This window comes from Yoonia sp. R78084 (genome assembly GCF_044595625.1).
Lineage (GTDB): Bacteria > Pseudomonadota > Alphaproteobacteria > Rhodobacterales > Rhodobacteraceae > Yoonia.
The window spans coordinates 1,128,969-1,147,452 of record NZ_CP138993.1 but is presented as its reverse complement, the minus strand read 5'-3'; the positions used below and the strand labels follow the sequence as shown (position 1 = coordinate 1,147,452).

Below are 18,484 nucleotides of genomic sequence, written 5' to 3'. Positions count from 1 at the left end.
TGCGCTGTTGATTGCCTTATGACCTGTGCAGATAAATTCTGTGGCTGAGACAAGGACAAACATCATGCATTCTATTGCACTTGCGCTGGGGGCGGGCGGCGCGCGCGGACTGGCGCATATTCACGCGGTCCGTGCGTTTGATGAGTTGGGCGTCAAGCCAAAGGCAATCGCAGGTACCTCGATGGGGTCGATCATCGGGGCAGCCGCCTGCGCGGGTATGCGTGCTGACGCGATCACCGACCATGTCTTTAGCAAGATCAGCAATCCCCTTTCGCTGATCAATGATGCCTTCAAGACCCGCGCAACCAGCCTGAAGCGGTTTTTCGAGGAAGGCGGACCGCGTATCGGCGAGTTGAACCTTGAACGCATTCTTGACGTTGTGTTGCCGGATGCGATTCCCGAAACCTTCGCGGAACTGGCAACCCCTTTGAAAATCGCCGCGACGGATTTCTATGGCCAGCGCACCGCAGTGTTCGCTGACGGGCCGCTGCTCTTTGCGATGGCTGCTTCGGCTGCCATGCCTGCGGTGTTCCTGCCTGTCTCGCGCAACGGCCGCTACCACATTGATGGCAGCGCGACGAACCCCTGCCCGCTGGATCTTGTGCAAGGTGACGCGGATCATGTGATCGCCATTGACGTATCAGGCGGCACAAGCGGCGATCCCAAAGAGCGCCCGAGCAAGATCGACGCGGTCTATGGGTCCAACCAGATGATGCAGATGTCGATCGTTCAGAACACGGCAATGCAATACCCCCAAACAGTCTTGCTGCGCCCGCCCGTTGATAGCTATCGCGCGCTGGATTTGTTGAAGGCGAAGGAAATCCTCAACCAGACGGCGGCACTCTGTGAGCAGGTGAAGCACGAGATTGATCGCCTGAGCACATAACACCCGCCCGGGTTCAAAAAACGCAAGAAATTAACAGGTTTGTTGCATTTAAGGGATTCCCTTTGCGAATCAGATATGCGATTCTGCTTCTAGTCATCCGCCAGAGGTGACGTTTGAGGCAGACCTATGATCCGACGCGGCCGCACACAACTTGGTGCATTGTTTTACTTCCTCGGCATGATCATGCTGGGGCTGTATTTCACATTTGCCGCCGTGCAGGGCGACTACGGTCTCTTCAAGCGGATCGAAGTGCGTGCCGAGGGTGATGCGCTGAGCGTTGAGCTGGCAGCGCTTGAAGACGAGGTTGCACGGATGGAAAACCTGACCATGCGCCTGTCTGACGATTTTCTTGATCTGGATCTTCTCGATCAACAGGCGCGCGATGTTTTGGGCATGATCCGCGCCGATGAAATCGTCATTCGCTAATCAATCCTGACATTCGAACGGCGCAACACAGCTATTCCACTCACGCTTGACGAAGGGTCACTTTGACTCTCGCATTTGTTCGGGGCATGCTTTAGTAGATAGTTTAATACTAAACTAAATACGAAACCGCTGGAGGATAGCACATGCCGCCCAAGAAGGCCGCCGCGAAACCCAACGTCTCAGCCGAGGAACTGCTGGGACATTACCGTGAAATGCTGTTGATCCGGCGATTTGAGGAAAAGGCGGGCCAGTTGTACGGCATGGGCCTGATCGGCGGTTTCTGCCACCTCTATATCGGGCAGGAAGCGGTTGTTGTGGGCCTTGAGGCTGCAGCCGAGGAAGGCGACAAGCGCGTCACATCCTATCGCGACCACGGCCATATGCTGGCCTGTGGCATGGACCCCAAGGGGATTATGGCCGAACTAACGGGCCGCGAGGGTGGTTTTTCCAAAGGCAAAGGCGGCTCCATGCACATGTTCTCGAAAGAGAAGCATTTCTATGGCGGCCACGGGATTGTGGCGGCGCAGGTGCCACTCGGCGCCGGTCTGGCCTTTGCGGATAAATACAAAGGCAACGGACGCGTGACATTCACCTATTTCGGTGATGGCGCTGCGAACCAGGGCCAGGTTTATGAAACATACAACATGGCCGAACTTTGGGACCTTCCGGTCGTTTTCGTGATCGAGAACAACCAGTATGCCATGGGCACCTCGGTCCAGCGTTCGACCAAGTCTCCGTCGCTTTGGGAACGCGGTGCGGCTTACGGCATCCCCGGCGAGGAAGTGGACGGCATGAACGTTCTGGCCGTGAAAGAAGCAGGCGAGCGCGCTGTTGCCCACTGCCGCGCGGGCAAGGGCCCCTATATTCTGGAAGTCAAAACATACCGTTATCGCGGCCACTCCATGTCGGACCCTGCAAAGTACCGCACCCGCGAGGAAGTGCAGAAAATGCGCGACGAGCGTGACCCGATCGAGCAGATCCGCGATATGCTCTTGACCGGCAAACATGCGACGGACGATGACCTCAAGGCCATCGACAAGGAAATCAAAGCCATTGTCAACGAGGCCGCAGAGTTTTCGAAAGAAAGCCCCGAGCCTGCCTTGGACGAGCTTTGGACAGATATCTACGCAACCGAAATTCCGCAGGAGGCTTAAGGAATGGCAACCGAAATTCTTATGCCCGCCCTCTCGCCCACGATGGAAGAAGGCACATTGGCCAAATGGCTTGTCAAAGAGGGCGACACTGTCTCCTCGGGCGACATCATGGCCGAGATTGAAACCGACAAAGCCACGATGGAATTCGAGGCCGTTGACGAAGGCGTGGTTGGCAAGATCCTGATCGCCGAAGGCACAGAAGGGGTGAAAGTGAACACACCCATCGCGATCCTTGTGGAAGAAGGCGAAGACGTGCCCGCCGCTGGTGCGGCCCCTGCTGCCGAGGCCAAAGAAGAAGCGGCACCTGTCCCAACCAAAGCCCCTGCTGTTGCTGCACCTGCGGCACCAGTTGCGGATGCGACGCCTGACTGGGATGCAGATGTCGAGGTCAAGCAAACCACCGTGCGTGAAGCCCTGCGCGATGCGATGGCCGAAGAAATGCGCCGTGATCCCGACGTGTTCCTAATGGGTGAGGAAGTTGCCGAGTATCAGGGCGCTTATAAGATCTCCCAGGGTCTGCTGGATGAATTCGGCGCCAAGCGCGTGATCGACACGCCTATTACCGAACACGGTTTTGCAGGTATTGGTGTGGGTGCCGCCTTTGGCGGACTGAAGCCGATTGTGGAATTCATGACGTTCAACTTCGCCATGCAAGCCATTGATCACATTATCAACTCTGCCGCCAAGACGCTCTATATGTCGGGCGGTCAGATGGGTGCCCCCATGGTATTCCGCGGACCGAACGGTGCCGCTGCCCGCGTAGGTGCGCAGCACTCTCAGGACTATGCGGCATGGTATATGCAGATCCCCGGTCTGAAGGTCGTCATGCCCTACTCGGCTGCGGATGCAAAAGGTCTGATGAAGACCGCAATCCGTGACCCCAACCCTGTGATCTTCCTTGAGAACGAAATCCTTTACGGCAAATCATTCGATGTGCCGGTCATGGATGACTTCACCATTCCCTTTGGCAAGGCCAAGATCGAGCGCGCAGGCGATGATGTGACCATCGTGTCCTTCGGGATCGGTATGACCTATGCGCTGGCGGCTGCTGAAAAGCTGGCCGAAGAGGGCATCAACGCCGAGGTGATCAACCTACGCACCCTCCGTCCGATGGACACGGCGACAATCCTGAATTCCGTGCGCAAGACCAACCGCTGTGTCACCGTTGAAGAAGGCTGGCCGCAAGGCAGCGTCGGCGGCTATATCAGCAGTGTGATCATGCAAGAGGCGTTCGATTACCTCGATGCGCCCGTTATTACCTGCACCGGTAAAGACGTGCCGATGCCCTATGCTGCCAACCTCGAAAAACATGCTTTGGTGACCGCTGATGAGGTCGTGGAAGCCTGTAAAAAAGTAACCTACCGTTAAGGAGACCGCGCAATGCCAACAGAAATCCTGATGCCTGCCCTGTCCCCCACGATGGAGGAAGGCACGCTGGCCAAATGGCACGTCAAAGAGGGGGACAAAGTGTCCTCCGGTGACATTATGGCCGAAATCGAGACCGACAAAGCCACGATGGAGTTCGAGGCGGTGGACGAAGGTGTGATGGGCAAGATCCTGATCGCCGAAGGCACCGAAGGCGTGAAGGTCAACGATGTGATCGCCATTCTGCTGGAAGATGGCGAAAGTGCGGATGATATCGGCGACGTTTCGTCCGGTTCATCCGCCGCTGAAGCACCGTCTTCACCTGAACCCGCGCCGAGTGCCGCACCAGCGGCCGAGAAGCCTGCGGCGGCCCCTGCCGCGCCGAAAAAGGACGGCGAGCGGATCTTTGCAACGCCGCTGGCGCGCCGGATTGCTGCCGATAAGGGCCTTGATCTGACACAGATCAGTGGTTCTGGCCCCCATGGCCGGATCGTCAAGGCCGATGTGGAGAACGCGACTGCCACACCCAAGGCTGCGGCACCTGCGGCCAAGGCCGATGCGCCTGCGCCCGCAGCTTCTGCCGGTGCAGCAATGGCCGCTGGTCCTTCAACCGATGCTGTGCTGAAGACCTATGCGGATCGTCCGTTCGAAGAGGTCAAGCTTGACGGGATGCGCAAGACGATTGCCGCCCGTCTGACCGAGGCCAAGCAATCCGTGCCGCATTTCTATCTGCGCCGCGATATCCAGCTGGACGCGCTGATGAAATTCCGCGCCCAGTTGAACAAACAGCTTGAACCGCGTGGCGTGAAGCTGTCGGTCAATGACTTCATCATCAAGGCCTGCGCACTTGCCTTGCAGCAGGTGCCCGATGCGAATGCGGTTTGGGCCGGTGACCGGACGCTGAAGTTCGAGAAATCCGACGTGGCGGTCGCTGTCGCCATCGAAGGCGGGCTCTTTACTCCTGTGCTGAAAGATGCCGAGATGAAGTCGCTCTCTGCCCTTTCAGCCGAGATGAAAGACCTCGCCACACGTGCCCGCGACCGCAAACTGGCACCGCATGAATACGCAGGCGGCAGCTTTGCAATCTCTAACCTTGGCATGTTCGGCATCGACAACTTTGATGCGATCATCAACCCGCCACACGCGGCAATTCTCGCGGTGGGTGCGGGTGTGAAAAAGCCGATTGTCGGGGCTGACGGCGAATTGACCGTGGGCACAGTCATGTCGACGACACTGTCGGTTGATCACCGTGTGATTGACGGTGCCTTGGGTGCAAACCTGCTGAATGCGATCAAGGACAACCTTGAAAACCCTATGACGATGCTGGCATAAAGTGCTGATATAAAGATAGAAAAAGGGCGGCCCACTTATTGGGCCGCCCTTTTTTATTTCACCGTCTTCAAAATCTGGTCCATGCTGAGCGCCGGCTGGGAACAGCCTGCCTCGCCCACGATCTTGGCGGGCACACCTGCCACCGTTTTCATCGGCGGCACTTCTTCGAGCACCACAGACCCTGCGGCGATCCGGCTGCAATGGCCGACTTTGATGTTGCCAAGCACTTTCGCCCCGGCCCCGATCAGCACGCCGTCGCCGATCTTGGGGTGGCGGTCATCGTCCTCTTTGCCGGTGCCGCCCAAGGTGACGGAATGCAGCATCGACACGTTATCGCCCACAACAGCGGTTTCGCCGACAACGATAGAATGAGCGTGGTCGATCATGATCCCCTGCCCGATCCTCGCGGCGGGGTGAATATCGACGCCGAACATCTCGCTTGTGCGCATCTGGATGAAATAGGCCAGATCCTTGCGGTTATGCTGATAAAGCCAATGTGCCAGACGATAGCACTGTACCGCTTGATACCCTTTGAAAAACAGCAAGGGTTTCATAAAGCGGTGGCAGGCCGGATCACGGTCATAGGTCGCCACAAGATCGGCGCGCGCCGCTGCAACCAGATCGGGCGATACGACATAGGCCTGGTCTGCGATTTCACGCAGAATCTGCTCGGACATTTCGCGCGACGCGAGCTTCATCGAAATGCGGTAGGCCAGCGCGCCTTCAAAGGATTTATGATGCAGGATACCCGAATAGATCAGCCCGCCCATAAGCGGCTCTGCATCAATGGCCGCCTCTGCCTCTTGGCAGATGCGTTGCCAGACCGGATCAAACTCGGTGACACTGGGGTTTGGACGCGCCATGGCACTTACCTCGCTGCTTGTTGGTCATCTGTCTAAAGCAGATAGGGCCTTCAAGCCAAGAACAAAGCTGTGATGGTGTGTGTCACTGAATTTGATGCATGAAATATTCGCGCAGTTCCTTTGCGGCGATGACGAACGTGTGCAGAGCATCCGGCCCCAGCGCCGCAGGACGCGGTGCAACCGCCCTGCGCAGGGCACAGGACATGAGCGTGCCGGTCCCGAAAAGCGGGTGCGGGCGGCCATGTGCAAGGCGGTATTTGTCGGCAAGCGCGGCCTTTGCGATCATGTCTCGCATGACCGCCGCGCGTTCTTCTGGGGCAATCAGCGCCAAGGCACGCGCGGCGGTTTCGATGTCGGCCAGATGAAGCGGCCTCACAGGTAACGCTCGATTTGCGCTGTCAGCCCAGCGCCAAAACGGTCAGAGAGTTGCGCGACCTCTATTGTGTAAAAGCCGGAGCCGATATCGTTGCCGAGATCGGCAGCCGCGTAGGTCCACTGCGCTGTTGCAACGATCTGCTCGCGGCGCAGCTGGCCCGACTTGTAGATGCGCAGGCGGTAGGCCTCGCTATCCTCGCCCAGCGGGATCTCGCCATCGGCCCAGATATCCCCGTCAATGCGGCTGCATCTGATCCATGAGATCACAACATCCCCACCGTTCGACGAGGCGCGCAAATGTGCCACCGGATAGGGCCGCAGCCCGTTCCCCGCAAAGGCGTGGGTCTCATAGCGAAAGCTGGCGTCGGACATGGGTTGCGCTGCGGGACCAAAGCGATAGTGCCGCGCGGTGCCGCGCGCCGCAGTCGGCAGTGTAATTTGCCCCGGCACCCCGTTCATCAGCACGACCCGTGATCCCGGATGCCATGTTTGCGGCATCAACCCGCGACTGCCCGCCTGCCCGCGCAACAGACCCGACAGGCGGTAAACGCTGGCAGCGAGCGGAGTCGCCTCCTGGAACTGCAGGATTTCCCAATTGTCCTTTGTCCCGTCGCCGATCGCGATGGTGTTGGCCCCTGCCAGCACCGCCTCTTGCAGGGCCGCACTGGCGCTGCCGTTGACAAAGGTCACTTCGACACCCGCCTGACGGTCCCATATGCCCACAGGACCCCGTGACAGCGCCGTTTGGGTGACACCGACCGTGGCCGGTTCGTTCAGGATGCTTTGCAAGGCATAATCACTGTCCTGCGGTGCCCCATAAAGCGCGATGTTCCCAGGCCACGGGTTACCGGCCGCCGCAACATAAGGCGCATGGGGCAGCTCGTCACCGGTCAGCATGCCGATGTCGAGGAACAGCAGTTCCGCGGGGATCGGGCCGATGTAGGGCTGCAATTGCACGCTGTCCTCGGGGCGTGCGCCCCGCGCGTAGACAGAGGGTTCGATCCGCGTGGCCTCGATCAGGCGCGCGCCCGCCTCTTCGATCCGGTCGATCCGGTACGTTCCCGCATGACCACCCGCGCGCAGATCAATCGTATCGCCCGCACCCACGTTCTGTTGCGAGGGCGGCAGCGCAAAGCGGACGGTCTCGCGCCCGACACGTGCCTCTTGCAGCCAGCGGGAGACGAGATCCTGCCCCTCGCCACGGGTCAGAACCAAAGGCGCTTCGCTGCGTGTTGTGGTCAAAGTGTCATCATCCGGCAGGGTCACCTCTGCGGCGACAGCCTCATAATTGCCATCAGCGGTGATATGGGCGAATTGCACGCGCCCTGCGATATCTGCCTCGGCCGTGCGCGTATGCGACAGACCGCTATCACTGTCAGGATCCAATGCGATATGGGCATCGGTGAGGTGATGATTGACCTGCCCATGACGGCTCCGGAAGACCAGTACGCCATCCCGTTCGACCGCATCAAACCCGTAGGCCAGCATCAGCGGCTGGAGTGCTGCGCGCCCCGTACTGACATCCGACACGGTATAGCCGCGCACGACACCGAAAAGCCCGCGCACATCATAGTCGTGCACGCCCGAGCGCGCGCAGATCTCTGCCACCACCGAGGCCAGCGACCGATCCGAGGCGCGCCCGTTCAGCCAGGTGCCGGTGGCGTAGCGGTCACCGTCGGACCAGACCGCACGGTTGCCCGGCCAATAGGGATAAGGGCGCGGATCCCAGCCTGTGACATGCAGATGCGCCATATCCACCATCCGCCCGCCATAGATGTCAGACAGCGGGTTCTTTGCAGGGTCAGAGAAATGGCGTGTCATGGCCTGCAGGTATTGCATCTGCATCAGGTCGTCACGGTTCCCGTTCGAGGCCAGCGGCAGCGCTGCCTGCGCAAGGAAACGGCCCGGCGCATTGGCGCCCTTGTCGATGGCGGGACAACCGATCGCGGTGAACCAGAACGGCTTACTCTGCGGTTCCCAATCTGTGGCGACGCTCTGTCTGATGCCGCCGATCCGGTCATGGTGCCGGTGCGCCCACCAGCCGTGAAAGTCCTTGGCGCGCCAGACCCAAGGCTCGCCATCTGCATCGGTAATGGGTACACGGCGCTGTGCTGCACGGGCCTCGGGCGTGGGATAGGACCAGTCATAGTGTTCACCACCCGCGACATTGCCTTGCAGATAATCCAGATCATAGATGGTCCCGACATCTGCATCGCGGTGATCGCTGCCTTCACGCCAGTCTGCCAAGGGTAGCGCCGCCGACACACCGATGAAATCGATATTTGGATCGGCCCAGAGAGGATCAAGGTGGAAAATCTTGTCATCGGTCCCCGCAGGCTGCATCCCGTGATATTCGAACCAGTCGGCGGCATAGCTGATCTTGCATGCCCCCCCAAGGATCTGGCGGACATCGGCGGCAAGGGCACGCAAGGCCGCGACCATGGGAAAACCGCTGGCCCCACGTACCTTCGTCAGGCCCGCAAGCTCTGTGCCGATACAAAAGGCAGACACACCACCGGCAGCCGTACAAAGATGCGCATAGTGCAGCACGAAGCGCCGGTAGCTGTTCTCGGCGGCACCCGTATACGTCACTTGCGTGCCTGAGATGTTGAAATCGGAAGGTCCCGCCTGCCCCATGAAATCCGCGACCTGCGCATCGGCGGCAGCAGTTCCATCTGGCGATCCCGCCATACCGGGCGCCACCGTCAGGGAGATATCGCCAACCCACGGCAAAGCACCCTGTTCGGTCGTGCCGTAAGGGTCAGGCAAGCCATTCCCCGCGATCACATCCATCATCACAACGGGGCTGAAAACCACGTCAAGCCCGCGCGCGTTGAGGTCTGTGATCGCCTCTATCACAGCCGCATCCGCCGGCGTGCCCCCAGCAACCGGAATTCCATCGACTTCGGTGACCGTAGCCGCAGCACTGCGGGTCTTGCCGGAAACGCGCCAAGGCATCGCGCCTACGTCAGTCTGCCCCTGCACGACCTTTGGCTCAATAGCGCATGACCCGCAGCGCAGATCATCGCCAAACCACGTGACCGGCAAGAGGACCGCACCGCATTGCGGCAAGGCAGCCTGCATTGCGTTCATCGAGACGGTGAAATCGCTGCCCCCCATGGGCGAGTTGGTATTGACCGCCTGTTGCGCCCCGTAGCTTGCTGAGGCCGTGAGTTGCGACGTGGCTAACGCGTATTCCCCTGCTCCGGGCATCAGTGTGACGGCCTGCGCGGTTTGCAACGCGTCATCCCGCACCCCCTGGCCCGCCCGCATCACCTCAAACGTCAGTTGCGGGATCCGGTTCCCGAATTGGCCCAGCGCGAGGTCTTCGAGCACAACGTAGGCGGTGCCGCGATAGGCAGGCGTGTTTTGCGCCCCCTCGATGGCGGAAATCTTGGGATCGGGCAGTTGGTCCTCGGTGCCCACATAGACCCGCATGTTCAGGGTATCCGGCGAAATCTCGGCCCCGTCGGCCCAGATACGGCCCAAGCTGCTGATCTGCCCTTCGCACAAGGCGACGGCGAGGCTGACAGAATAGGAATAGGTTGTCGTCTTGGGCGCGGATGGCGCCCCTTTGCCGCCGCCGGATGTCGAAGAGCTTTCCTGAAACTGCGAGGCCCAGATGACCTGCCCCGCAATACGCATCCGGCCATAGATTTGCTGGATATCCACGCCTTCGGCCGCACCTGTGACACGGAAACGGTCAATGCGGCCGGTCTCGACACTGCCACTGCCAGAGCCCAAAATCTGCTGGTCGATACGCTGGCCAATCACAGCACCGGCCGCCCGCCCGATCGTCGCCATCGACAGACCCACAACAGACCCGCCAATTGAGCCGCCCAGCGCCATGCCCACAGCAGAAAGTGCAATCGTTGCCATCAGGTGTCCCTCTCGATGAATTCAAAGCGTGCGGCGATCCGTTTTCGCCACGGCGCAGATAGTGGGCTCTCGACGACGCCGTGGCCCTGATAGGCGTGAATGAACTGCGGCAAGGCCCCAGTCTGTGACACCAGCCCAAGGTGTTTGGCCACGGCACCCTGACGCATGCGGAACAGCACCACCTGGCCGGCGGCCAAAGGGGTGTCGCTCACATCATGGAAATGGCGCTTGGCGGCACAGAGCAAGCGTTCCACCCCCTGTGGCTCGGACCAGTCGCGCGTATAGGCGGGGATTGCTTCGGGCTCTTGGCCGTAGACCTCGCGCCAGATACCGCGCAACAGGCCCAGACAATCGCAGCTGACCCCCTGCACCGAAGCCTGATGCCCATAGGGCGTGCCCAACCATGTGCGGGCAATCGTGACGACGCGATCGTTCATCGGCTCAGGCTCCCGCCCGTGTTGGGACGATCCGCGCGCGGCACGCTGACAAGCCAGTCATCGCCGGGAATATCGGGGAACCCCTGAAAGTTCAGAAAATTGTTGAATTTCTCACGGCATGTCACAGGGCGTTTATCACAGCCTGCAGTGATGCGGATCAGATCCCCCGCGCGGATCACCGCCTGCAACGGGGACCAGAGCGTGAGCACGCGTGTCTCGGTTCCGCTGTCACGCTTGATCACGCCTTGTAGTCCTGCGCCCGCGCCGCTCAGCACCCGCAAAGTGCCATTCTCGAACCAGCCCGCATTGAAGGACGCGCCGCCAGCCACATCAAACACTTGGCCGTCACTGGGCACAGACAACCTAAATTCAAGCCGGTATGAACTGTGATCTGTCACGAACTTACAATGCCCGTCCCCCAGTACAGCGCTACAGGTCTTGAGGTAGGACCGGCCCTGCATCCGGTTCAACGCCTCGGTCAGCCCGTGCAATTCGGCCTCAAACCCGCCCGCAGCGCGCGTGATTTCTCCTAAGGTGCCGCGAAACAGCATTTTCCGCAGCGCCACATCATCCCAGCACACCAGCCAGACCTGTACCGCCGCCCCGTCAAAACGGCCCGCCAGAATATCGGCCTCGGAGATAGCGTCGTCAGACAGAACGCCGAAGGCTTCGGTGTTGTTCACCGATAACCCCGTAGTACTGGCAATCGCACGCGCGCTCAGCCCGTTCTGCGGGGTGTAGTCCACACCGCCAAACCGTAAGGTCCGGTCATGGTCGGTAAAGCCGAACATCCGGCCATCCCGCCGCACGATCAGCCAGCAGTGGCAGGTATGGGTGGTGCCCGATTGCAGATGGGCGATGAGTGCTTCACTGCTCATAGACGCACCTCGATCACGGGGACATTTGGCACTTGGCCCGCCTGAAAGCTGGACATCGAGGTCATGATCGCATCGGTGTCAAACCGCACCGGTACATCGAATTCAAAGCCGGCGCGCACCTCGGCCGTGTGGTCAGGGGCGCTCGCAAAGGTCAGCATGCCGGTGTTGTGGTCTATTTCGTAATCCACACCCTGTGTCACCGGATCACCGCCAACCTGGACGCGCACCGAGCCTGCCACGGGTTTGGTAATCGGGCGGCGATAAACGGTCTCACCCGACCGATAGGCTTTTTGCAGCTGAAACAGGCACGTGGTTGCATCGCCGACGCCGATCAGCTGATCCGATGACGTGACCGCCGCCGAAGGACGGCACGAAAGATAATCGCTCCAGTCCTTCCAGCGAAAGCCGATCAACTGCCCCTGTCGCGCCTCGAAAAACGCAATCAGCGTTTCAACATCGTCCAAAGACCGCAGCCCCAGACCTGCGTCATACCGCCTGCGCGCATGCGCCCAGGGCGTATTGCGTTCCTCATAGCCATTGGCCAGCGTCACGATCTCGGTGCGCCGCTCGGGCCCGCCCAAAGCGCCAAAGCTTAACGAGGCGGGAAATCTCACATCATGGAAAGTCATATCGGCTCCTAACGGTGACGGTCACTGCGGCCCAAAGCGCGGCTCATCTGCGCTGCGATCTGGCCTCGGCTGCGCTGAAACCCCTGCACATCAGGGGTTGTGATGTTCATATTGACCGTGACCGCGCCGCCCCCGCCGCCACGCACCCCCAAGGTGCCGTCAGGGCCACGGGCCAGCGGCATGATCGCCTCGGGCCCCGCCTCGCCCATCAGGCCCATGCCACCTCGCATCGGAAAGCTGGTCGCCTGCGCAACAACACCGCCTTTGGCAAAAGGCATCACGCGGCCTTGGGAAAACGATCCTCCCTGCGCAAAAGGCATCAGGCCCGAAACCACTGCATTCACCCCGTCAGCCATCAACCCGCCAAAGTGGTCGGTGACAGGGTTCACCGCCGCGGCGTAGACTGTCTTGGACATCTTGTCGGCCAATCCACTCAGCACATCCGACAGGGTTCGCCCATCCAGCACCAGCCCGTCAAAGGCCTGCCGCAGGCCGGTGGAAAAGCCACGCTCCAGATTGCCCAGATCACGGCTGGTCTGTACCAACGCGCCTTGCATCTGGCGCAGCTGGTCGTCAAAAGCCGCTGTCATCACCGCTGCATCACCCAGACTTTCTTCCAGGGTCCCGACGCCGCCCTCTAGCGCGTCAATCTTGTCGAACTCATCCATGTCTTTCGTCCTTCACGTCGTCAGGGAAATCACGCAGCAGCGCATCAAGCTGCAATCGGCCCAGAGGGGCCTTCGCCGCATCCGCCCCCAGCATGATTTGCAATTCCGCAGGGGTAAGCGCCCAGAATTGGGCAGGATGCAGGCGCAGATGATGCAGTCCCGCCCACATTAGACCCGGCCAGTCCATGCCCTACTCCGGCACAGCAAAAGCGCGCGCCAAGAGCGTGGCGGCGAGTTTGGCAGCACCGACAGGCCCCCCTGCGATATCAGCGGTCAGCAGATCGGCCATTGTGCCGGTCCATCCGCCGCCACGCAGCCCTGCAACAACCACCGCCATCACATCGGCACCGGAAAAGGCAGCCCCCTCGAACCGGCGGATCAGGTCAACCAAAGTGCCTGTTCCCAGCGTCGCCTCCAGCTCGGCCAAGGCGCCCAGTGTCAACTTGCAGGTATGCGGTACACCGTCGATCATAATGCTCACCTCACCGGCCCAGGGGTTTGCCATCAGATCAGCGCCACAAAATTCAGCGCACCGGCAGAGGCAAGCGACAGCTCATAGGTGGCCTCACCGTTGTAGGACCCCGCATATTCGATCGCGGTGATCTGGAACGGGCCTTCCAATGTGCCAAAACCCGGCACGATGACCTGAAAATCAGGCGTCTCGCCATCAAAGAAGATCTGGCGCGCGCGTTCGTCCGTGGCATCATCCTTGAACACACCTGAGCCTGAAATCGCGGCGGTTTTCACGCCTGCCCCGCCCAGCAGTTCACGCCAGCCGCCTTCGCTTTCAAGACTGGTGACATCAACTGTTTCGGCATTCAGGCTGATGCGGGTTGCCCGCAGCCCTGCGGCCGTTTCGAACATCCCCCCGCCGGTCATATCAATCTTGACCAGCAGGTCCTTACCATTTTGTGCAGCCATCAGGTGTACTCCTTTCGAAATTCGGTTGGGTTACGTGTCATCCGCCACGCGGGCACGAAAATTCAGGTTGATCTGGCGCACTGCACCGGTGCCGACACGGGCCGCTTTGGCTTTGTGGAAATTCAGCGCAACAAGGCTGCCGCGTTCCAGAGTGAGCGGGGCATCGACCAAGGCATCACAGACAGCCGCCGCTGCCGCCTTGGCACTGGCAAAACCCGCGCTTTGCGTCACGACCGAAATCACCAGATCATGCCACGCCCCGTTGCCTGTCTTGTCAGAGGCATCACGCACGTCCTCGGCCCCCAACACCACATAAAGCGGCGGCAACGGGCCCGCAGGCAGCGCATCATAGATATCCGCACCCACCAGAACCGCCAGCGCGGTATCCGTGCTCAACCGCTGAAATATCGCCGTCTGAAGGGCACCAGAAACGCTATAGGTCATGGCGATACCTCTTCTTCGGCGTGGCAGGTCAGATAGGCCCCGCCTGTGTCACGCTCGGCGACCGCGTGAATATTGAATATCCGCGCGCCATCACGCAGGCGCTGGCCCGCCACGGGCCGCGAGGGCGCGCCAAATGGGGCCGCGCGGACAGTGATCCGGTAGGGCACGCGCGACAGGGTTGCGGCTGTCTCGGCCTTTTCACGCCCGGCACCTGCCTTCAGTTCGGCCCAAAGCACCCCCAAAGGCTCCCACTGGCGCGCATACCCCCCCGCGCCATCCGCAATCTTCATGGGCGCCTCAAGGACCAGCGCACGGTTCAATTGCGGCGCGCTCATTGGCTGCCCCCCATGAACAGACGCACGGTCCGGTAGCGTTCGATCAGCGCCTGCACGCCCATCGGCATGGTCGGGGCATTGCGTGACACATCATGGCGATATTCGTAAAAATGCGCGGCCAGCAGCATCACAGCCTGCGCAAGATCGGCGGGCAGATCGCGCCATTCGGGGCCAAAGCCCGCCAGCATCCCGATCCGCACAGACCCGCCATGCGGAAGGTTTGGCAAAAACGTACCAACAGGCCGCAAACCGGGGCGCTGCATGTCGGGATCCAGAGACCAGAGGGCACCGTCAACGACGCTCTCGTCTCCGCGCGCATTCACCAGCGTCACTGCGCTGATCGCGCTGACAGGCGCAACAGGGAGCGGCTGGCGGCGCGCATCGCGCCAGGCGGTCAGGCGCCAGCTGAATTCGCGCTCGATCAGGATCTTGCCGGTGCGCGCCTCAATCGCGGCCAGCGCCGCACGCAGATAGCTTTCCAGCACCGCGTCTTGAACTCCATCATCGGAAAACCCCGATCCCAGGCGCAAATGGTCTTTGAATTCAGCGACCGGAAGCGCCGAAAGCGGCACGGTGGTCTCTTCGACTAACATCATGGAATTACTCCGCAAATTCTGGCCACCTATCGGCCCTCAGGGCCCCGGACGCACCCGCCCCCCGCATTGCTCGGACGGAAGGGAACTGCTAGACAATGCGAGGATTGTCTTGATGTGCGCCCGGGGGTTGGGCGCCGCATTTCGGCGGCACCCGTTCCACAGCTCAGCCCTAGCTGACTGCGAACTTCAGCAGCTTGATCGCGGCGAAATCACTGACTGCACCGCCCACGCGCTTGGTGGCATAGAAAAGCACATGCGGCTTGGCCGAGAACGGATCGCGCAACACGCGCAGATCAGGGCGTTCGGCCACGGTGTAACCGGCACGGAAATCACCAAAGGCCACGGCCATCGCGTTATCGGCAATATCGGGCATGTCCTCGGCGATCAGCACGCGGTAGCCCAACAGACGCGCAGGCTCGCCCATCGCCAGACCATCGACCCATACGAAACGGCCGTCATTATCCTTGAGCTTGCGGATATGACCTGCGGTCTTGGAGTTCATCACAAAGGTCGCATTTGCGCGGTATTCCGCCCCCAGCGCATAGACCAGATCAATGATCGGATCCGCACGGGTAATGCCGCCCGCCGTCTCGGAGGGCACATAGCCAAGATTGCCCCAGGTCCAGCTGTCATTGTCCACTGTGCCATAGGTCAGCATGCCCGTCGGCTTATCCACGCCGTCACCTTCAATGAATGCCTGCGCTTCAGCACGGGCAAACTTGTCCGCTATGCGGCCAGCCAACCAGCCCTCGATGTCAAACGCGCTGTCATCCAGCAAACGCTGCGATGCCTTGGGAAGGGCAGACAGCTCATGCAACGGAATGGAAATCCGCTCAATGCGCGGTGTGTCGGTTTCCGTGACCGCACTGCTCTCTGTGGCCCAACCCGCACCCATTTCCGAGTGATCGACCAACACGTCATAAGACGTCGCATCAACGTTCACGACACTGGCAATCGACCGGATCGACGCGGTCGAAGACAGCGTGTTCTGGATCGTTTCGGCAGTTTGCGGATCGACCAGATAGCCCCCGTCAGCGGCAATCGTCGTTCCCAGCGCCTTGCCTTCCAGCTCAAGGCCACGCAAGCCATCATCATCGCCAGAGCGCAGATAGGCGGCAAAGGCCTTCTGGTGCGGCGCATCCTGTGATGCCGCATGGGCCAGTGCCGTGCGGGTCGTCATCATTGTCTTTCGGTCCAGCTTGTTCATCCGGTCATCCTGTTTTTGAAGTTTGGCATTCACGCCGTGGGAAAAGTCTTTGAAGTCGCTCATAAATCCGGCAATCGCCGTGTTCAGAGCCTGGGCAGGAGACACATCTTCCCCGTCCCGAGAATTGCTCTCAGTTGCTGTCATAATCAGTCCTTTGATCTGTCCTTTGGGCGGGGTTAGTCCCGCGCCATCATGCGGCGCGCACCCTCGAATGCCGCAGCCATCTCACGCAATGCGGTCTCCGCAGGGTCCTCCCCCTTGGCCCCCACACGCGCATCCGGAAGCATCGGAAAGGTGACCAAAGACACCTCCCAAAGTTCCAACTCAGACAACAGGCGTCCGCCTTTGTCGTCTTTGCGGGCCTTCACGGTGCGATATCCGATGGACAAACCATCAATCGCGCCCGCCGCAATCAGCGACGCGGCCTCGCGGCCCTTGGCCACATCTGTCAGCAAACGTCCCTTGACCCAAAGCCCCTTGGCATCCTCACGCACCTCGTCCCACACCCCAATCGGCTGGGCAGGGTCGTGTTGCCACAACATCTTGACGCCACGCCCTTTGGCCAGCGAGGCCCCATAAGCGCCCTTTTCAACGGTGTCGCCACCTTGATCCGACAGCCCAAAGACCGAGGCATAGCCACTGATCGTGGTCCCGTCAGTGACGGTCACTTCCGTGCCCAAGGCGCTAAACTTATGTTCCAAATTCATGTCCGAACCCCGCTCAGTGCTTTGACGATTTCAAAAATCAATAATCCCGCGCAGCCGCAAACGATCAGCCAGATTTGCCATTCCAGCCGTGCAACGATGAATTCAATCTGGCTCAGGCGCACATCAACCTGCGCAAACCAGAAATCTGTGACCGGCGGCGGTGCGTCGCGGCGCGGTGTGCCGTCCAGTTCAACAACCTTACGATCCATCACCCACCTCCACTGCCGGCAAGCCCAACAGATTGCGCTTTTCCGCCGCTGTCAGGAAATCAGCCTCACTCACACGCCGCCACTGGGCATCACGCTCGGATGAGAGCGCCGAAATCTGGTCCAGATCAGGGCGCAACGCCACCTCTTCGCCGCCGTGATCAGACAGCCAGACCGCAATTGCGCTCAGCACACGGGTGGCCAGTGGCAGCACCGTCAGGCGGTAAAAGGCGCGGTTGGCCTCTTGGTAATTGGCATAGGTCGCATCTCCCGGAATCCCGAGGAGCATCGGCGGCACACCGTAGGCAATCGCGATTTCGCGCGCGGCTGCCTCTTTGGTTTTCTGGAATTCCATATCCGAGGGCGAAAACCCCATCGGTTTCCAATCGAGCCCGCCTTCCAGCAACATCGGCCTGCCCGCATTGCGCGCCCCTTGGTGCTGGGTCTCCATCTCGCCCAGCAACCGGTCATATTGATCCGCCGTCAGCGATGATTGCCCGTCCGCCCCGCGATAGACCAGCGCACCCGAGGGGCGTGCGGCATTGTCCAGCAAGGCCTTTGACCACCGCGACGCTGCATTATGCACATCAATCGCCGAGGCCGCCGCCTGTAGCGGTGAAAACCCGTAATGATCATCCTGCGGATGGAAACTCTTGATATGGCAAATCGGACTCAGCCCTTCGGCCACTGCAAAGCGGTGTTTGCGTCCGTTGACCAGATATTCATAGCCCACAGGCCAACCATCCGCACCCGGCACCACAGACATACGATCCGACCGAAGCACATGCATCTCGACAGGCAGCCCCTCATCGGCCACAGCCTCCAGATAGCCATTGCCGGTCAGCAACACCTGCCCGAAGAGCGCCTCCAGCAACTCCGCCCGCCCCTGCCCTGCATTGGGGCGCGCCAACAGCGACTGGACTGGATGGGTATCATAGCGGCGCGTAGCGTCCTGTACGACAACTGGCAGGGCCGCCGCCGCCTCCGCAATCATCTTCACTGCCCGAAAGCCGATGGGATTGCCGGTGAAACCCGCCCGCGTCAGTGACACCACATCACGCGGCGACCAAGCAACGCGACCGGCACCGGACATCGCCATCACACGCCCCGTCGCCGAGGCTTTCACCTCGACAGGGGCCGCGTCTGGCTTGGTACGGTTTAAAAAATCAAACATTC

At 60.5% G+C, this 18,484-nt stretch carries 22 protein-coding genes; 5 read left to right on the top strand and 17 right to left on the bottom strand.

Annotated elements, in window-relative coordinates; translation table 11 throughout:
• Positions 1 to 64: 64 nt before the first annotated feature.
• The 5 genes from SJY29_RS05930 to SJY29_RS05910 all read left to right on the top strand — a co-directional run bounded on the left by SJY29_RS05930 (position 65) and on the right by SJY29_RS05910 (position 5,163).
• A complete protein-coding gene (locus tag SJY29_RS05930; RefSeq protein WP_400087866.1) occupies positions 65 to 886 on the top strand; it encodes a patatin-like phospholipase family protein in 822 nt (273 codons plus the stop codon).
• 126 nt (positions 887 to 1,012) lie between these two features.
• Positions 1,013 to 1,312: a septum formation initiator family protein gene (locus SJY29_RS05925; RefSeq protein ID WP_400087864.1), complete on the top strand. Its 300-nt coding sequence runs from the start codon at positions 1,013 to 1,015 to the stop codon at positions 1,310 to 1,312.
• A gap of 143 nt (positions 1,313 to 1,455) precedes the next feature.
• The gene (gene pdhA, locus SJY29_RS05920; RefSeq protein ID WP_055293021.1) at positions 1,456 to 2,466 is read left to right on the top strand and encodes a pyruvate dehydrogenase (acetyl-transferring) E1 component subunit alpha; all 1,011 of its coding nucleotides are present in this window, start codon (positions 1,456 to 1,458) and stop codon (positions 2,464 to 2,466) included.
• Between the two features lie 3 nt (positions 2,467 to 2,469).
• Positions 2,470 to 3,834, top strand: a complete 1,365-nt coding sequence (locus SJY29_RS05915; protein ID WP_400087862.1) for a pyruvate dehydrogenase complex E1 component subunit beta — start codon at positions 2,470 to 2,472, stop codon at positions 3,832 to 3,834.
• 12 nt (positions 3,835 to 3,846) lie between these two features.
• Complete coding sequence (locus SJY29_RS05910; protein ID WP_400087860.1) at positions 3,847 to 5,163, top strand: pyruvate dehydrogenase complex dihydrolipoamide acetyltransferase; 1,317 nt, start codon at positions 3,847 to 3,849, stop codon at positions 5,161 to 5,163.
• A 53-nt stretch (positions 5,164 to 5,216) separates the two neighbouring features.
• On the opposite strand, the gene cysE is transcribed toward SJY29_RS05910, so the two are convergent.
• The 17 genes from cysE to SJY29_RS05825 all read right to left on the bottom strand — a co-directional run bounded on the left by cysE (position 5,217) and on the right by SJY29_RS05825 (position 18,482).
• Positions 5,217 to 6,026: a serine O-acetyltransferase gene (gene cysE, locus SJY29_RS05905; RefSeq protein ID WP_110278591.1), complete on the bottom strand. Its 810-nt coding sequence runs from the start codon at positions 6,024 to 6,026 to the stop codon at positions 5,217 to 5,219.
• A gap of 82 nt (positions 6,027 to 6,108) precedes the next feature.
• Positions 6,109 to 6,402, bottom strand: a complete 294-nt coding sequence (locus SJY29_RS05900; RefSeq protein ID WP_400087858.1) for a hypothetical protein — start codon at positions 6,400 to 6,402, stop codon at positions 6,109 to 6,111.
• Complete coding sequence (locus tag SJY29_RS05895) at positions 6,399 to 10,280, bottom strand: glycoside hydrolase/phage tail family protein (protein ID WP_400087856.1); 3,882 nt, start codon at positions 10,278 to 10,280, stop codon at positions 6,399 to 6,401. The genes SJY29_RS05900 and SJY29_RS05895 overlap by 4 nt, the downstream gene beginning before the upstream one ends.
• On the bottom strand, positions 10,280 to 10,717 hold the full coding sequence (locus tag SJY29_RS05890) for an NlpC/P60 family protein (protein ID WP_400087855.1): 438 nt from the start codon (positions 10,715 to 10,717) through the stop codon (positions 10,280 to 10,282). The genes SJY29_RS05895 and SJY29_RS05890 overlap by 1 nt, the downstream gene beginning before the upstream one ends.
• Complete coding sequence (locus SJY29_RS05885) at positions 10,714 to 11,595, bottom strand: DUF2163 domain-containing protein (RefSeq protein ID WP_400087853.1); 882 nt, start codon at positions 11,593 to 11,595, stop codon at positions 10,714 to 10,716. Before SJY29_RS05885 ends, SJY29_RS05890 begins: the two co-directional genes overlap by 4 nt.
• Positions 11,592 to 12,224: a TIGR02217 family protein gene (locus tag SJY29_RS05880; protein WP_400087851.1), complete on the bottom strand. Its 633-nt coding sequence runs from the start codon at positions 12,222 to 12,224 to the stop codon at positions 11,592 to 11,594. The genes SJY29_RS05885 and SJY29_RS05880 overlap by 4 nt, the downstream gene beginning before the upstream one ends.
• An 8-nt stretch (positions 12,225 to 12,232) precedes the next feature.
• The gene (locus SJY29_RS05875) at positions 12,233 to 12,892 is read right to left on the bottom strand and encodes a phage tail tape measure protein (protein WP_400087849.1); all 660 of its coding nucleotides are present in this window, start codon (positions 12,890 to 12,892) and stop codon (positions 12,233 to 12,235) included.
• A complete protein-coding gene (locus tag SJY29_RS05870; RefSeq protein ID WP_400087847.1) occupies positions 12,885 to 13,079 on the bottom strand; it encodes a rcc01693 family protein in 195 nt (64 codons plus the stop codon). The genes SJY29_RS05875 and SJY29_RS05870 overlap by 8 nt, the downstream gene beginning before the upstream one ends.
• A 3-nt stretch (positions 13,080 to 13,082) precedes the next feature.
• A complete protein-coding gene (locus SJY29_RS05865) occupies positions 13,083 to 13,397 on the bottom strand; it encodes a gene transfer agent family protein (RefSeq protein WP_400087845.1) in 315 nt (104 codons plus the stop codon).
• Positions 13,397 to 13,813, bottom strand: a complete 417-nt coding sequence (locus tag SJY29_RS05860) for a phage major tail protein, TP901-1 family (protein WP_055293033.1) — start codon at positions 13,811 to 13,813, stop codon at positions 13,397 to 13,399. The genes SJY29_RS05865 and SJY29_RS05860 overlap by 1 nt, the downstream gene beginning before the upstream one ends.
• A 30-nt stretch (positions 13,814 to 13,843) precedes the next feature.
• Positions 13,844 to 14,257: a DUF3168 domain-containing protein gene (locus SJY29_RS05855; protein ID WP_055293034.1), complete on the bottom strand. Its 414-nt coding sequence runs from the start codon at positions 14,255 to 14,257 to the stop codon at positions 13,844 to 13,846.
• Complete coding sequence (locus tag SJY29_RS05850) at positions 14,254 to 14,592, bottom strand: head-tail adaptor protein (protein WP_400087843.1); 339 nt, start codon at positions 14,590 to 14,592, stop codon at positions 14,254 to 14,256. Before SJY29_RS05850 ends, SJY29_RS05855 begins: the two co-directional genes overlap by 4 nt.
• A complete protein-coding gene (locus SJY29_RS05845) occupies positions 14,589 to 15,188 on the bottom strand; it encodes a head-tail connector protein (protein WP_400087841.1) in 600 nt (199 codons plus the stop codon). Before SJY29_RS05845 ends, SJY29_RS05850 begins: the two co-directional genes overlap by 4 nt.
• A gap of 169 nt (positions 15,189 to 15,357) precedes the next feature.
• Positions 15,358 to 16,539: a phage major capsid protein gene (locus tag SJY29_RS05840; protein ID WP_400087839.1), complete on the bottom strand. Its 1,182-nt coding sequence runs from the start codon at positions 16,537 to 16,539 to the stop codon at positions 15,358 to 15,360.
• Positions 16,540 to 16,571: 32 nt separating this feature from the next.
• The gene (locus tag SJY29_RS05835; RefSeq protein ID WP_055293038.1) at positions 16,572 to 17,102 is read right to left on the bottom strand and encodes an HK97 family phage prohead protease; all 531 of its coding nucleotides are present in this window, start codon (positions 17,100 to 17,102) and stop codon (positions 16,572 to 16,574) included.
• On the bottom strand, positions 17,099 to 17,311 hold the full coding sequence (locus tag SJY29_RS05830) for a hypothetical protein (protein WP_400087837.1): 213 nt from the start codon (positions 17,309 to 17,311) through the stop codon (positions 17,099 to 17,101). Before SJY29_RS05830 ends, SJY29_RS05835 begins: the two co-directional genes overlap by 4 nt.
• Positions 17,301 to 18,482 carry a phage portal protein gene (locus SJY29_RS05825; RefSeq protein WP_400087835.1) on the bottom strand — a complete coding sequence of 394 codons (1,182 nt, stop codon included), beginning with the start codon at positions 18,480 to 18,482 and terminating at the stop codon, positions 17,301 to 17,303. The genes SJY29_RS05830 and SJY29_RS05825 overlap by 11 nt, the downstream gene beginning before the upstream one ends.
• Between the last annotated feature and the right edge of the window lie 2 nt (positions 18,483 to 18,484).

What these genes read in the sequence shown, in the direction of transcription:
- SJY29_RS05865 (WP_400087845.1), bottom strand. Translation starts at nt 13,397, where the DNA reads ATGGCAAACCCCTGGGCCGGTGAGGTGAGCATTATGATCGACGGTGTA.
- SJY29_RS05910 (WP_400087860.1), top strand. Translation starts at nt 3,847, where the DNA reads ATGCCAACAGAAATCCTGATGCCTGCCCTGTCCCCCACGATGGAGGAA.
- SJY29_RS05930 (WP_400087866.1), top strand. Translation starts at nt 65, where the DNA reads ATGCATTCTATTGCACTTGCGCTGGGGGCGGGCGGCGCGCGCGGACTG.
- SJY29_RS05855 (WP_055293034.1), bottom strand. Translation starts at nt 14,257, where the DNA reads ATGACCTATAGCGTTTCTGGTGCCCTTCAGACGGCGATATTTCAGCGG.
- SJY29_RS05830 (WP_400087837.1), bottom strand. Translation starts at nt 17,311, where the DNA reads ATGGATCGTAAGGTTGTTGAACTGGACGGCACACCGCGCCGCGACGCA.
- SJY29_RS05875 (WP_400087849.1), bottom strand. Translation starts at nt 12,892, where the DNA reads ATGGATGAGTTCGACAAGATTGACGCGCTAGAGGGCGGCGTCGGGACC.
- SJY29_RS05925 (WP_400087864.1), top strand. Translation starts at nt 1,013, where the DNA reads ATGATCCGACGCGGCCGCACACAACTTGGTGCATTGTTTTACTTCCTC.
- SJY29_RS05850 (WP_400087843.1), bottom strand. Translation starts at nt 14,592, where the DNA reads ATGAGCGCGCCGCAATTGAACCGTGCGCTGGTCCTTGAGGCGCCCATG.
- SJY29_RS05915 (WP_400087862.1), top strand. Translation starts at nt 2,470, where the DNA reads ATGGCAACCGAAATTCTTATGCCCGCCCTCTCGCCCACGATGGAAGAA.
- SJY29_RS05880 (WP_400087851.1), bottom strand. Translation starts at nt 12,224, where the DNA reads ATGACTTTCCATGATGTGAGATTTCCCGCCTCGTTAAGCTTTGGCGCT.
- SJY29_RS05870 (WP_400087847.1), bottom strand. Translation starts at nt 13,079, where the DNA reads ATGGACTGGCCGGGTCTAATGTGGGCGGGACTGCATCATCTGCGCCTG.
- SJY29_RS05825 (WP_400087835.1), bottom strand. Translation starts at nt 18,482, where the DNA reads ATGTTTGATTTTTTAAACCGTACCAAGCCAGACGCGGCCCCTGTCGAG.
- SJY29_RS05835 (WP_055293038.1), bottom strand. Translation starts at nt 17,102, where the DNA reads ATGAATTTGGAACATAAGTTTAGCGCCTTGGGCACGGAAGTGACCGTC.
- SJY29_RS05890 (WP_400087855.1), bottom strand. Translation starts at nt 10,717, where the DNA reads ATGAACGATCGCGTCGTCACGATTGCCCGCACATGGTTGGGCACGCCC.
- SJY29_RS05860 (WP_055293033.1), bottom strand. Translation starts at nt 13,813, where the DNA reads ATGGCTGCACAAAATGGTAAGGACCTGCTGGTCAAGATTGATATGACC.
- SJY29_RS05895 (WP_400087856.1), bottom strand. Translation starts at nt 10,280, where the DNA reads ATGGCAACGATTGCACTTTCTGCTGTGGGCATGGCGCTGGGCGGCTCA.
- pdhA (WP_055293021.1), top strand. Translation starts at nt 1,456, where the DNA reads ATGCCGCCCAAGAAGGCCGCCGCGAAACCCAACGTCTCAGCCGAGGAA.
- SJY29_RS05845 (WP_400087841.1), bottom strand. Translation starts at nt 15,188, where the DNA reads ATGATGTTAGTCGAAGAGACCACCGTGCCGCTTTCGGCGCTTCCGGTC.
- cysE (WP_110278591.1), bottom strand. Translation starts at nt 6,026, where the DNA reads ATGGCGCGTCCAAACCCCAGTGTCACCGAGTTTGATCCGGTCTGGCAA.
- SJY29_RS05840 (WP_400087839.1), bottom strand. Translation starts at nt 16,539, where the DNA reads ATGACAGCAACTGAGAGCAATTCTCGGGACGGGGAAGATGTGTCTCCT.
- SJY29_RS05885 (WP_400087853.1), bottom strand. Translation starts at nt 11,595, where the DNA reads ATGAGCAGTGAAGCACTCATCGCCCATCTGCAATCGGGCACCACCCAT.